The 14,896-nt window shown below is 42.9% G+C and carries 9 protein-coding genes; 6 read left to right on the forward strand and 3 right to left on the reverse strand.

Annotation, left to right across the window (positions count from 1 at the left end; translation table 11 throughout):
- The 6 genes from LHW48_04580 to LHW48_04605 form a co-directional block, all read left to right on the forward strand.
- Positions 1 to 928, forward strand: a 928-nt coding sequence (locus tag LHW48_04580) for a BamA/TamA family outer membrane protein (GenBank protein MCB5259737.1), incomplete at its 5' end; no start/stop codon positions are given.
- A 207-nt stretch (positions 929 to 1,135) separates the two neighbouring features.
- Entirely contained in the window at positions 1,136 to 1,327 is a 192-nt protein-coding gene (locus LHW48_04585) for a hypothetical protein (GenBank protein MCB5259738.1), read from the forward strand.
- Between the two features lie 397 nt (positions 1,328 to 1,724).
- Positions 1,725 to 2,939, forward strand: coding sequence for an acetate kinase (locus LHW48_04590; protein ID MCB5259739.1), 1,215 nt, complete (start codon positions 1,725 to 1,727; stop codon positions 2,937 to 2,939).
- A gap of 25 nt (positions 2,940 to 2,964) precedes the next feature.
- Complete coding sequence (locus tag LHW48_04595; GenBank protein MCB5259740.1) at positions 2,965 to 4,023, forward strand: hypothetical protein; 1,059 nt, start codon at positions 2,965 to 2,967, stop codon at positions 4,021 to 4,023.
- Positions 4,013 to 5,530 carry a hypothetical protein gene (locus LHW48_04600; protein ID MCB5259741.1) on the forward strand — a complete coding sequence of 506 codons (1,518 nt, stop codon included), beginning with the start codon at positions 4,013 to 4,015 and terminating at the stop codon, positions 5,528 to 5,530. Before LHW48_04595 ends, LHW48_04600 begins: the two co-directional genes overlap by 11 nt.
- A 13-nt stretch (positions 5,531 to 5,543) precedes the next feature.
- The gene (locus tag LHW48_04605; GenBank protein ID MCB5259742.1) at positions 5,544 to 5,957 is read left to right on the forward strand and encodes a hypothetical protein; all 414 of its coding nucleotides are present in this window, start codon (positions 5,544 to 5,546) and stop codon (positions 5,955 to 5,957) included.
- Positions 5,958 to 6,231: 274 nt separating this feature from the next.
- On the opposite strand, the gene LHW48_04610 is transcribed toward LHW48_04605, so the two are convergent.
- From LHW48_04610 to tsaE, 3 genes are all read right to left on the reverse strand, one after another.
- Entirely contained in the window at positions 6,232 to 8,079 is a 1,848-nt protein-coding gene (locus tag LHW48_04610; protein MCB5259743.1) for a carboxypeptidase regulatory-like domain-containing protein, read from the reverse strand.
- Positions 8,076 to 14,024, reverse strand: a complete 5,949-nt coding sequence (locus LHW48_04615) for a C25 family cysteine peptidase (GenBank protein ID MCB5259744.1) — start codon at positions 14,022 to 14,024, stop codon at positions 8,076 to 8,078. Before LHW48_04615 ends, LHW48_04610 begins: the two co-directional genes overlap by 4 nt.
- A 183-nt stretch (positions 14,025 to 14,207) precedes the next feature.
- Entirely contained in the window at positions 14,208 to 14,651 is a 444-nt protein-coding gene (tsaE, locus tag LHW48_04620) for a tRNA (adenosine(37)-N6)-threonylcarbamoyltransferase complex ATPase subunit type 1 TsaE (GenBank protein MCB5259745.1), read from the reverse strand.
- Positions 14,652 to 14,896 lie beyond the last annotated feature (245 nt).

The following is a 14,896-nucleotide window of genomic DNA, read 5'->3' on the forward strand; positions in this document are numbered from 1 at the left end:
TGATGTTCAGGAAGGAAGAATGACATACTTGGAAGGGCTTTTGGGAATCAGCGAAAATGCGGGCAAACGTGAGCTTTCCGGAATGATAAATTTGGAATTTCTAAATCTGTGGGGAACGGATAGAGGCATCAAATTATTCTGGAAAAAGAATCCTAATGCATACAGTGAGTTGAGTCTTGGTTATCACGAATCGGGCATTCCAGGAATTCCACTGGCGGCAGATCTGGAACTTTCTCGCACCACTCAAGATAGCCTTTGGATTCGCAGTCTCGTAGATGTGGACATATATTACATTACCCTGTTTCAGAGGATTGGCTTCAGTTTTGCCGCAAACAGCATATTACCCGGAACCGGATATTCTCCAATTACGAAGGAATCGGAAAGCAGTTTTGGAGCATTCTGGAAATATCAGAATGCCTCAGGAGAACGGATACCCACAAAAGGCATGGAGTTGGATGCAGCATACGACTATGTGCTGAGTGCAAGTGGCAATAAATATGGAAAACTAAGCAGCAGTGCGAAATATTACTTTCCCTTAAGAAGCAGATTTATAAGCTATCTGGGCATATACTATAAAGATAACAACAAGCAAAATCCGGAAGCTTACGATCTGTATAGCATGGGCGGATTTGCATCTTTAAGGGGTTATCGGGAAGATGAATTCAAAAGCAACAGACTAGCTTGGGCAAATATTGAACTGCGATATATGATTGGACCGGAAACGATGATCTACACCTTCTTCGATCATGGATACATGCAAGGCGACGAGAACAATGCCAAGTACGATCTTATGGGTATTGGAGCTGGCTTGAAAGTAAGTACTAGATTGGGCATGATGAGCATTGAATATGGTTTGGGATACAGAGACAATAGTTTCAGTAGTTTAGGTTTAGGCATGATCCACTTAGGTTTGGATATTGCTTTATAAAAAAATTACTTGCCAAGAAGTTGAGCACTTATATTGTGACCCCATTATTACGATTTATATAGTCGTGAATAAGGACTGTGTGTAGGAGGGATAAGGTTTTAGAGCCTTTTCTTGCCTGCCATGACATTACGGCAAAACATAATGCCTATACCCCAAAAAATAAAAACCTTAGTTACCCCAAAAAGGGGAATACTGATGGAGGAATCAATGAAAAAAGTAGTTTTAATCGCCTTATTAGCTATGATGCTGCTTAGCATGCTTGCCATGAGCGCTTGCAAACCGAAACCCGCTGAAGAAGCCCCGGTTGAAGAAGTTGCACCAGTTGAAACAGAAGAAGCTGTTTTAGACAGTGTCGAAACAGACGCAGCTCCTGTAGAAGCTCAAGAAATAACTGAATAAGTTAAACAAATCAACAACATAACAGTCCTTAAAAAATGGGTAATTCGTTACCCATTTTTTTGCGGCAAAATTTCGCTGCATATAGCTTATAGCCCATAAATAGGGCGAGTATTTACCAGTCTGAAGACTTGATAGAGAGCATTGCCCATCCATATATAGCAGATGCTTTAGGCATGGGATATCTGTTTGGTGGGCTTTTTCAGATCGTAGCTATTCCCACTTTAGCATTCTTATTGGATGGAGTTTTGCATCATGCACTTATTAAGCGAGGTTCTGCCAAAAATAACTTGCCATATATGTGAAGATCAAAAAGAATGCCCATAAACTGTATGTAATAGGCATAAGCGCTTGTTCCCCGCCTATATTATACAGCCAAAAACTCTTAAGGAAGTATTACATGAAGATTCTCGTGGTTAATTGCGGAAGTAGCTCTCTTAAGTATGAAATATACGCAATGCCCGAACAGTGTAGCTTGGGTAAGGGGCTTATAGAGCGGATTGGGTTATCGGAAGGCAGAATATCACAAAAAGCCAATGGAAAATTATTCGAAAAAATCACCGATATTCCCAATCACCGTATTGCTTTTGAATTGATGATGAAAGCTATCTTAGATTCAGAACAAGGTATCCTTACTTCCCTTTCTCAGATAGAGGGCATTGGGCATCGTGTGGTACATGGAGGCGAAAAATATTCTGCCTCAGTGCAGATTGATGCTGATGTAGTTAAGGCTATTGAAGATACTTGCGAATTGGCACCATTACACAATCCTGCCAATCTCACGGGTATCGTTGAAGCTTCGAACATATTTTCCAATATACCGCAAGTAGCCGTTTTTGATACTGCTTTTCATCAAAGCCTGCCCCCGCATGCTTATCTGTATGGAATTCCCCGAGATTTTTATGAAAAGTATCGTATTCGCCGTTATGGATTTCATGGCACCAGCCATCGCTACGTAGCCGGGATTGCATTACAGATTATGAAAAGAAGCCCAGAAAACACCAATCTTATAACTTGCCATTTGGGCAATGGAGCTTCCATAACCGCCATCCAAGCGGGGAAGTCTATAGATACATCAATGGGCTTTACTCCTCTGGAAGGTTTAATAATGGGAACGCGCAGCGGAGATATTGATCCTTCTATAATCTTCTATTTAGAAGAACGGGGATTCGATTTTCACGATTTACACAATATCTTGAATAAAAAAAGCGGATTGTTGGGTCTTTCTGGGGTTTCAAGCGATCTTAGAGATATCGAAGAAGCGGCGGAAAATGGAAATAATGATGCCCTGGAAGCACTCGAAACCTATGCTTATCGCATTCGCAAATATATCGGTGCTTATGCGGCAAATCTCATCAAGTTAGATGGCATTGTCTTCACCGGCGGGATTGGTCAGAATGCCGTTAAAATGCGTGAACGCATCTGCAGCAGGCTCGAAAACATTGGCATTCACATCAATCAGGAAAAGAACCGTAAAGTAGGCAAAGAAGCCGGCATAATCTCTCAAGACTATTCTCCGGTAACAATCTTGGCTATTCCCACCAATGAAGAATTGCAGATAGCCTTAGATACGGTTCAGATTATTAAACCTCAGTTAGACGTGGTAGTTTTATGACCATATTACACTAAAGGAGTTTTTTATGAAACGCTTGTTAGTGATGCTTCTTGTGCTATGCGGAACCTCGCTTGCCGCAACAGCTATCCGCTCCATTCGCACCAAAATGTACTATGATTCTGTATGCAGATTGGTCTTTGATATGGATCGAGATACCGATTTCAACGTTAGAAAAGCAACAAATGGCTTCCGTATTGACATTCCCGGTTTTGATGAACAGATTCCCGAATACAATTTATCCGGAACTTATTTAGATGCCATAACCGTAGTTGATGATGGTATAAAAGTACATAGCTCTCAAAATCTGGCATTCTACACTCTTAGACTTGGCGATAGCAGGTCAATTGTGATAGATTTTTACAAGAATACACAAGATAAAGCTTCTCGTTTAGCAATTGCCAGATTCAATGCCGATAAAGGCAGATTAGCAACAGCCGATAAAGATTTCTCCCGTTTGGCGGTAGATTATCCCAATCATTATGATGTGTTTTATTATTGGGGTATACTGTTGCTAAAACGTGGCAGTGACAGGGCGTCGGCAAAATTCGCTAAAATTCCTCCCTCCAGTTCTTATTACCATTCCGCTCAAAAACTACTGCAACAAGGGCTTCAGTGGGAAACTGAAGATACAAAAAGCAGGGAAACAATAGGCGGAGAAAACATAACCGTAGATGAACCAAACGAAATTTCTTCTTCGCCAAAAACAGAGGCAGAATCAGATTCGCTTGTAACTGAGGTTCCACAATCTGTATTATCGACCCCAGAAACTACTACCAAAGCCGAAGTGAAGAGCAAATTGCCCAAGCAATTTTACCTATACTTTGCTGGCTTAGTTATTCTTTTTATAATAGTTTTCCTTATAATTAGAATTACCAAGAAAAGAAATAATGATGATCCTCAATGCGGAATCCAGGAAAGCACCATTTCCATGGATGCCAATACGCTTAGTAGAATGGTAAACAGACTTTTAGCCGATGGCTGGACAAATAAGGAAATTGCCCGCGAGATGAAAATCAGCATTCAGGAAGTTGAGCAGATTATTCGCCGACTTCACCATACTGGGAGTGTGGGTGATGATCAGTAAGTTTTATTTTTATGGTTTGTTTTGTAGTATAATTAGTTTTGTTTTTGTTTCAAGATTAAGTGCAGAACATAATTACAGCTCTGCCTTTGTACCAGATCTCCATTCTGGGGTTAGCTCCAGTTTTTTGGCACAAAACCCTATCTACGATGATTTCACTTTTCAAGTTGAAGATAATGGGCTTAGTTACCCATTTTCATCTATCAGCATTTTTAAAGAAGCTTTTGTTGATGTTTTTACTAATACCAATGCTCCCAAGCACAACTTATTTAGCTATCGCCATCCAAGTTTATCAGCAGATTTTAATATTTATGCCGGAATAGATACAGATTTCACCAAACAGGGAGATTATCATTTCTGGTATAAAGGTTGGAAACTACATGCTCAGGCAGCAAAATATTTCTACCTCAGGACAGATTGGTTCAATGGCGCATTCTATGGAAATCTGGATACTGCCGAAAGCGATGAACTGATAGATGGTTATTACAAACGTTTCGAAAATAATCATATTCAGCACGATAACCTCAATGGCGAAATTGCCTACCGTAACAACAATGTACAAATTGCTTTGGGCAGGGGCAGAGTTCAGATTGGCAACAATATCAGCGGCAGCATAATTCTCTCGGACAAAGTGAACGATTATGCCTATCTTCTGGGAGAAGCCCAAGTTGGTGATTTCCGCCTCAGCATGATTCATGGCAGCCTAATGGCAGATAGCTCAAATATTGCTGAACCAGAATCTGCCTACGAATCGCATAGCTATCCCGATAAGTACATCGCCCTGCATCAGTTAACTTGGTTTCCTACAAAAGGCATTGAGCTATTTTTGGGAGAAAGTGTGGTTTATGGAAATCGGGGCTTGGATCTCAACTATCTCTTGCCTAATGGTTTCTGGCGGGCTGCCGAACACAATCTTTATGATAGAGACAACGTTATGATCTTTGCCGGGACAAACCTACGTATGCCTGGCGGTACTTTGCTATATGGGCAATTTGCTCTGGATGAATTTAGCTATAGCAAGTTTTTTACGAACTGGTGGGGAAACAAATACGCCCTGCAAGCTGGACTGAGTCGTGCTATTCCTTCTGGCAAACTTAGCTTGGAAGCAACGGCTGTGAGACCATATACTTACGCACATTATACAAATCACACGATGTATTCTCACGATGGTCGCCCATTAGGTTATCCTCAGGGCTCAAACGTCCTTGATATCAGCATGGAAACGAACCTTGCATTTAGAAACTATCTAAAGCTGGATTCCCGCTTATCCTGGCGTCGCAAAGGCTCTAAGGGTGCCTCTTGGCAAGATAATTACCACGATATCTTCTCCGGAGAAATAGATTCTGCTTCAGCTTTCTGGTTTGAAGGCGAAAAGAGTAACGAGTTCCAGATTTGTAGCAGCATTACAATTCCTATTATGGCACATCATAAGTTCTTGATTGGCCACGATAGCAGTTATAACGAAGATTGGCAACATAAGCTGTTTGGGGCATGGCAATTTATCTATTAACAAAGGAATACAAATGAGATCTTTCGACCGTATGGAATGGCCCAGACGCTATAAACTAAAAGGCACTGTGCTACTATTGGTAGTGGTTGCCATTATAATAAGCTTTGCTTTGCATCAACGCAGTAATCGCGCCCTATTTAACAAGGTAGAAATTTCTGAGATCAGTTTCGATAATTGGGGCTCGCAGTTTATCGAACTGGGATACACCATCGAGAATAAAACCGATAAAAAGCTGGAAATTTACCTGCTGGCTAAGATTTGGGATCAAGATGAAATTGAGCTTGCCAGTGCTTTATTTATGGTGGAAATCCCTCCTCATGCGCGCCAAACTCGAAGTAAACTTTTCGATAGACTCAATCGTAGCCTCAAAGAGGGAGAAAGGCCGCTTCGCGCTGGGATAATGCCATACCCCAAAAGAAAGCTGTAGCTTGATCAAACCGCCAGAATAATTACGCAATAAGAAGCACAAAAAAGCCTTGCACCCATATTTTTCCCCATGTTTGAAGCTATTTATAGCGATTGTTTATGCCGAGATTCTCCTGTAAATTATGCATGATGTCTGCTTAATCCTTCCTTAATTCTCCGCTAATGTATAGGCTTTGGAATAGCCAAAAGCCCAAAGCTATGCGAATCCACTTTGTTCTGGACAGAAAAAAGCCTTCGCATTCAAAGCGAAGGCATATTGTTTATGATGCTTTATTCTATTCGGGATAGTTTAGCTGACAATCTTGATCTACTAAAACCCAATAGCCTTTTCCAGGTTGCATTTGGGTGATTTCGGAGGCTGACCAGGATAGATTGCCCAAGCGTAGGTCTTGCACATAATTAATAATGGAACCTAACGCAATTTGCACGCTTAATGATTCTTGGGGTAAATATGGAATGTAGTTCCATCCCTGTTTTAGTGGAATATCTATTCCCTGAGCTGCTGTTCCTTCCAAGTGGAGCACGCTTGGTGCGGAAACCTTAACGTAGTAAGCATTTGCAGGATTAATTGTATTTAGAGTATTGAATTGGCTTGCCATGATGGGATTGTAGCTTGAGTTCATGTCTTTAATTTGGATAAGATTGGATATCGAGCTAATGATATCTGCGGGATTTTCCGGCAACACATTAAAGCTTACTTGATTCCAGCCTGCAGCCAAAGGAAGCTCCAATACTTCGGGCAAGGTTCCAAATATAACTTCTAAGGGCGTAGCTAAACCAGTACTTACCACCACATCTTCAACGATAATGTCGTCGTAACCGTTGGTAGCAATCTTAATATCGTAGCTTCCGGGGCTAAGATAGCGGTAAAAAGTACCGTTAGCGGCGATGCTCTCCACAGTGGTGAGATTATCGTCATGATTTAGAACGCTTATAGTAGCGGGTAGCGGATTGTTCCAAGCATCTTTTACAATCCCGTGAATGCCATATAAACCTTGTTCCAGATATCCCAATAATGCGTCATAACTATAAGTCCAATAGTCGGGTAAGGTACTGGCATCGGGATTTTTGGTATTGGAAAGCTCAATGGTAACTTCTCTGCCTCGAGCAGCGTAATTTGTCCAATCCTGTCGGTTACCGGTGGTAACGTACCATTCGGCGCCGTTGGTAATGCCGTTATTCAGGTCATCTAAATATCCGGAAGGACTGTTGTTTTGTGCACTGGTAGCGAATGCTCGGCTAATGCTTTGGTACCAAGCGTCATCCACGTGCAAATCATATTTATGGTCCCAAGGATAATTTACCACCTCTGCACCACCGTGTAAATTTGCCACCAGATGAAAGCGCTCTTGCATTCCCAGTGCCATCATCAGCGAAGTTTCCGTCTGAAGCGGCTGTCCGCTGTACTGACTACCATTAGGATCGGGGAAATTGCGGTTAAGGTCATAACCATTCTGGTTGTATCTGCGGGCATTTGATACTGTGGAATTGCCACCATAATACGTTCCATCCGGATTTGCGTTGGGGTTTATCCATATCTCTGCATTATTTACCAAATTGCTCAATCGGGGATCTGTTCCATAGCCAGCAAGTAAGGTGTCGATTAGGCGTAGCATCAGAATATAGCCTACTGTTTCATCGCCGTGCATGGTGGCAGTGTACATCAGGCGTGGTTCAGCTTCTCTTTGTTGAACGTTATCTGATATAACTGCAAAGAGAATATTGCGTCCTCCCACAGTGGTGCCGACATCTACAATGCGGCACAGATTGGGATAATCTTGGGCAAAGTCGTACATCATACTGATGTATGCTTCGTAGGTGGGATAGCTATCCCAAGCGCGCATATCCGCTTTGCTATTTGCCATTATGGCATTGGGATTGATGCCGGGATGAGGCAGAAGCTGGTATGATAAGCCAGTGTTCAAAAAAGCCTTCCATTCATTGTCGTTGGCGTAGGCGTAAACTTGAAAACCTTCAACTTTATCTATGGAAATCATTTGGCCAAGATTGGTTAGCAGAGAACGGTCTTTCAATTCGAAACGGAAATAGTATTCATTGAACTCACCTGCACTCAAAAGAGCAAGGGTAAGCACCAGTATGGCTATAGTAATTAGTTTCTTCATTTGGCGGGTATTCCTTTAAGAGCTTTTACTTTGTAAAAACCACGAGGCTGATTGGGAGATAATGAGTAATTTGGGTCTCCCGAAGTTCCTATGCTTTGGAAATCTCCATTGGGTGTGGTGCAATAGTATATTTCGTAAGAATCAGCATGAACAACTGGGTTCCAATTCAATTGTAAGTTGCTACCTTGTTGTTGCAAAGTTACAATAGGCGTAGGCAGGCTAGTAATCAAGCCTGCTTCAATTTCCACAGGCATCTCGGTTCCAATCTCTTCACCGAAATCTGGTTCGACGCTTGCCATGGCATCGTAGATGGTGTCTGTAGAGTATGAATATACCCTAAAGTAAACCGTTTCATTAGAATTTGCCAATTGTACGATAATGGTGGCATGAGCAGTATCTCTGCTTAACACGACGTCTGCAATGCCGCGACACTCATCATCCACAAAGGCTGCCACTTGGTCATTTGCCATGGCAGGATACCCTTCAATACTTACTGTTGCATAGATTGTGGCTGGATTGTTTGGATAGCTCACCACATCCCATTCGGGCTCGTTTACTGGTAACACACAAACTTGTACCTGATCACTTGCACTCAGCTCGCCATCACTAACTATAAAGGTAAGAGTCTCGTTGCCTACCCAGTTCTGAGTGGCACTTAACATCACCATCAAGCCGTTGATTTCGTATTGTACGTTGGTATTGCCGACAATCTGCAAGCTTAAAGGATCTTCATCCGGATCGCTAGCATAATCTGCAACATTCACCGGCAAGCCTCTGTTTTTATCGAAACTGAAGCTTTCTGGTAAATTGATAACTGGGGGGTGATTCGATTCATCCAATACTTCCATCGAAGTTGCTATCTGAAGATTGGGGTTTTCGGCGTCATTTGAGTCTATGCTTATAATAGCGTTATAAGTGCCTTCATTCATGCCGATAGCTGAGAAGCTGGCAGTTATTTGATCCGATGCGCCGGCAGCAAGGCTTCCGGAATAGGAACTAAGGCTCAGCCAGGGCACGGGAGGTTCAGAATGTGCGAGGATAAAGACATCGGAAATAGTATGCGGTTCAGCATTATAATCGTCACCATTGATGGTGTAAGCCAGTTCAAGATCTCCGTTTTGAGAAGCGGGGATCGACACATTAACGGTTGCGATTCCAGTTTGGTTCCCCTGAATTAAACCCCAACCACTGGAGGATTCACCATACCAGGTGATTGTGTTCCCTACTGTGGTGTGTGTCATAATATCTGTGCCACCAGTCATGTCGGTAACGCTATTGATTGTGATTCCGGTGGGTAGGGTAAGGATAACCTCTTTCAGCCACTCAGTATCTGTACTGGCATTGTAAACTGATACCTCAAGATCCATAGTGCTTCCAGAAAGATAGCTTTCTGGATCTATGCTCAGATAGCTGCCTTCAATGCTGCGGCTCTTATCTATTTTTGCCAATAGCGGTATCTGCGATGCTCGAACTGATGCGAGGGAAATATTATAAGTCAGCTCCTGTCCACCGGAATTGGTAATGGTAAAGGTTTCCGTTGTTTCTTCTCCAATCAGCACATTGGTGCTAATACTTGTGCTACTTACGCTTATTTCTGGAAGAGTGTACCCTGTTCCGCTAACAGCAACGTTCAGATTGGGATTGTTTTCTGCGTTGCTGGCTATTACTATGTTTCCAGTGTAATCTGAGTTAGTAGTGGGAGAGAATTCTACCGCATAATCTTTGTATGAGCCGGCGTTAATGCTAAGGTTGAGAATATTGCGGGTATCCATCTCAGCTTGTTTTGAGTCTGCTTGGCTAATTGTGTATCCGTCAGGAGTGGTTATGCTACCCTCCAGGGCAATATTGCCACTGTTTGATATTCTGATACTCAGTTCGCTGCTCTCACCCAATATGGTATCTTCAAATTCCAAACTGGTGGGATTTACAGCTATAATTGCTTGCTCTTCCTCGGCGGGTTGGAATATGAGCTTGATATTTGGTCGGTTTGTGGAAAGTGAACCGCCGGTGAAGAGATCGGTTTGATCGGTAGAGTCATTACGACCAAAGCGATACCCATCGGTTGTTTCTGTGTATTGAATAGTTCCTGTGGAAGAATATGATTCTATTAAACCGAAAGCTGTGTCTACAAGGATATTATCAGTTCCATTCCATAGGAACGGTGTATTTAATGTAAGCAAGTTCCATCCAGTCTGAGTGGGCTGGTATGTAGCGGCACTGTAGACAATGTTATCGCTATTTGCACTTATCCAGCTTGATACATTATTAGCTGTAGTATGCTTCATTCTTACGATGAAGTTTGGCATCACACGTTCCGGTAAACCGGTTACATTAAAGCCAATTTGAGTGATAGTGACTCCTGCGCATAGCCCGGCAACGCTAAGCTCGGATGCTGTATAAACGGATTGTCCATGCAAGCTTTTGTACCAAACATTGATTGGGGATGCAGTATAGGTGTCCGTAGAGTCGGTGCCTGTCCCGATTACCGCTTCTGTAATTACTCCGGGAGTAGCTTCAACCGTATTGGAAGGATCAGATGTCCCACCGGGATAAATGGCTATAACATAATAGGAATAGCTGTTGCCATTGCTTACATCATCATCTTGGTAGCTTAAGCCGGTAACAGTGTTTAGGAGCGAACTGTTTCTGTATATTTGGTAAGAGCTGGGCGTTCCGGTAAGCGGAGCACTCCAGTAAAGTGTGATGCGCTCGTTACTTGGTGTTGCGATAAGGTTTTGCGGAGGGTAAAAGCTGTTAGGGCTGGCGGAGGCAGGGAACACGATGTAATCTACCCAAGCACAGTCATTTTCAGTCGATACAGAACCGTCCTTGCTATATGTCCAAGTAAGCTCTCTTGTGCCGGCGGCAAGCTCATAAGTAGCCTCTGTCCAATCTACCTCTCCTGACCATTCTCCTTCTTCGCTGCCATCGATATAAAATCTTAAGTAATCGTATCCGGATTCGGAAGAAACCTTATAGCGGAAGCTAAGCGTTCCCGCTGCAGTCAGGATTCTGGTGGTGCTCATGCTGGTAGTCTGGTTGTGAGTGATTGTTCCACTCTTGGCAGAATAGACTCCCTCATATTGAGTGCCGTTGTCGATAGTCCAAGGCAGATTGCCTGACATAATCCATGGGAAGCTATTAAATGCGCCGACTTCAAAATCCTCAAGGATCAAGCCAATTGACACCGGTTCAGTTCTATTAGCTGAGTAGGTACCAGCAGTAGCACTGAATACGAGGTTTGCAATGCTACCAATGCTCATCGAGGCAGAAACGCTGAGGCTGAAGCTTAGGTATTGGCTGCCACCTGCAACAATTGCACTGAAGCTTGCTGTTCCGGTATTGATCGTAATGCCGGTAGTATTGCAGGTAAGCGTTGCATTCCCGGAAAGACTTGCTGCACCTCCGTTATTGATGAGGGGCATAGTAAGCGTAGCCGATTCGCCAGGATCCAACCTGCCATTGTTATTGCCGCTGGGATCGGATATTGTGTAGGTTCCAAAGTTAAGAGCGGGAGCGTTTAGTTCCAGATTGAAGTTATGCACCCAAGTTTCGCCTCCGCCCACCATGGTGATGGTGAATTCTGCTATCGTGCCATCGACTATGTTATTGGCAATATTGAAGCTAAAGGCATTAGTTCTGGTAACGGATGCACCGGCAGCCAGAGAAGCGATGGTTTCCGTAGCATCGGTGATGGTGATGCCGGTGGTTGAGCAACTAAGCGTAGCAGTAACGTTGGAAGCAGCATTTGTTCCCACATTCTTGAAAGTAGTATTGAATCTGCCACTTTCGTTGTAATCTGGCTGATTATTGTTGCTATCCGCATAAACGTTGTTGTCAACTGTCATATAGGGACCTGAAGCTGGAAGCACATCAATAGTTTCTTCCCGTGTTATTTTTCCACTGCAGGTAATTATCAAATCAGCAGTTCCCACTGTTGTGAAAGGCGTAAAATTCAAGTTTAGTGAGCCGCCAGCAGGGACTACGCCAGTGGCATACAAGGTACCGTCCATACTCAGCGCCACTCTGGAATAGGGTTCGGCAGTTACGGTAATACTGCTTAGGCTCATCATAATTGATGCGGGGAAAGTGGCATTATTAACTGTAGGTACGCCAAAATAGGGTTTAAGCGAGGGATCACCCATCAGGTGGTAAATCTCCCAATAGTAGTTTTTTCGGGAAGAAGTGCTGGCTTGCACTGCCATGTTGCCCATAAAGATTGTTTCTCCGGTGGTTTGAGCCCAATCGGCCACACTATTGGGGGCGTGAAACATGGCATCATAAGCACCCAGTTTATTAGGATCATAAGCATGGGCAGCAGTTTGTGGGGTTTTGTAACCAACCGCCCAGTAGAAGTCTTCATCCCAATACGTGCTGTTGATGCCGCCAATATATGCTGCACCGGCATTGTTGGAACGGATGACTGCTTCACCAAAGCAGGGAGAACTGTAATCAAATTCATTGGTGATACAGCAGTTCCCAACTGCCACAAATGGTTTATTTGTATTTGTAAGGTTCATCATCTGGCTGGCCGAAAAGGAGGGATCGGCCCAGGATGTCTGACTGCCGTGAGCTGTGTAGTTTAGATACCCGCGCCCTTCAGCCGCATTAGCAACGATTTGCGCATCGGAGGAACCTGATTCCGGATAATAATAGTTATTTGAGGTTATGCCATGCGCAGCATTGAAGTAGTGAGTAGTGGCATAGTTAATAGCACCGTTACCATGAGTGGGAGCGAAATTACTGTCAACTCCTGCTATTAATACGGTTTTGCCCAGATAGCTAATGTCTGGCATGCTGGTTCTTGCAAACATTAAAGATTTATTAATTACATTCTGTAATTCCGTAGTGTTGCTCACGGAAAACCTACCATGATACATTTCCGGCAGATAGTCTGTGCCATTTAAGCGTACATAAGTGAGATCCGTAATGTGACTACCAGCTTGACCAGAATTGGATGTAATATTGTTACCGCTGGTACCGTGATCGCCCACAATAATCAGATAAGTTGGTGCGGGATCTTGTGCTGTAGCAGAATCCCAAATATCTTGTATATAAGTCTTTATCGCCGTTGTGTTATTGGCTACAGTTGCACCACTGCCAACTGTAACTAAGTTTACAATGAAGCCTTCTTTTTGTTTCCATTCGATAAACGGCGCCATCGTGCTTTCGTAAGCAGGAGGACAAAGTATAAGCATTTTAGTGGGGTGGCTTACCAAACTGGCCCGATTAGGATTCCAGTTAAAGATGGTTTTGGAATAGAGTTGCTCAAACTCAAAAGATGCTGTTTTGGCAAGCATAGCTTGGGTTGCGGCAAGATCCGGATTATTAAAATCGACTCTGATTTCGGCTTCGAGGCATACTTCCACAGACCCGTTGGATGGATTGTAGCGCAGCGGTTCGTAACTAATCATGAAAAGCCTTACACCGCGCATGATGCCGATTTCTTCTATTTTAAAGAGCTCACCGCCAACGTATGTGTTTCTTTGATACAGCTCTTCTTTAATCTCAAAAGGTATTTGATTGATATCTGCAGATTTGGATACAGATTCCTGAGCGGGAATAAGACGTCGGCTTATTCTGGCTTCTTCTCGGCTAAGGTTGGTTTTGTGTTCCATTAAAATATTGAAGCTCGGTTCGGCTCCCAGAGGTACTGAGATTATTCGAGTTGAAACGGGAAGAGTCGGCTCACCAACGCGTCCGCTATTGCCGTAACCCTCAATTGTTATCAGATCATATTCTCCAGCTCTTGTGTTTTGGGAATTTAGCTGAAGTTCTCCAACTGTATAGTGTATGTTAAAACCGTAATCGCTGTTTGAACTAAGCGTAGTGTTACTATTTGCGGGACTGAGGCTTACGCTGCGGCTTTGTCCCCAAACAGTGGTAAATATGCCACTGATAAGAATGATCAGAAGTAGCTTGAATACACTGAATTTGCTATGCATTGGGTCTCCTTTAGATTTACAGGAACTATGTCACAAAATGAAGCTCAAAACCGTGAAACGATTGTAAACGGTTTAGAATTTCGCATGAGATAGACTAAGTTCTTGCTAGTTTCAATTTTGCAATTAAGATTGCAATAAATATTCCCAAACAAGGCTAATGGAGACGTTTTTTAATGAGGCTTACTATTTATTGAAATATTCTTCCAGTTTAGCTTCAGCAGTTATTTCAACAAAGCGTTGATTGTGGTCAAATCCAAAATGCAATTTCAAGGTTGTGTAAGGCAAAAAGTCTTTGGCTATTTCGGGCCATTCAATTACCGTAATGCCACTTTCCAGCATATCCAGAAGTCCCAAATCCAGCAATTCATCTTCTGCTTTAAGGCGGTATAAATCCAAATGATATAGTGGATATCTGCCACAATGGTATTCTTTAAAAAGCACAAATGATGGACTATCAATATCTTCAGATATACCCAAAAATGAACCAAGAGCTTTTACGAAAAAGGTTTTGCCGCTTCCCAATTCGCCGGATAAGGTTACAATAGAGCCGGGACCCAAAAGCGGGGCTATGTAATGCGCTAGATCTATAGTATCTTGTTCGGTTTTCAAATCTATTCTATTACTCATGATATTCTCCTTGCACTGGATAAACAAAGAACCCAAGAAGCAGCACTAAACAACCTTTCCTGTGCTTCTTCTGGGACTATTTTTTAACTTAACAACCAGTCCTAAAAATAGGATAAGGCAGATAGACAATTGCGCAAACAGAAAGTACCGTGTACCGGTTTAGCAAGAAAGAAAACAAGGTTTGACGGATTGGGTATGCACTCTTTGAGACTGTTGCGCATCCATATTTAGCAGATTTTTATGCA

The sequence above is a fragment of the Candidatus Cloacimonadota bacterium genome, assembly GCA_020532355.1.
Classification (GTDB): Bacteria; Cloacimonadota; Cloacimonadia; order Cloacimonadales; family Cloacimonadaceae; genus UBA5456.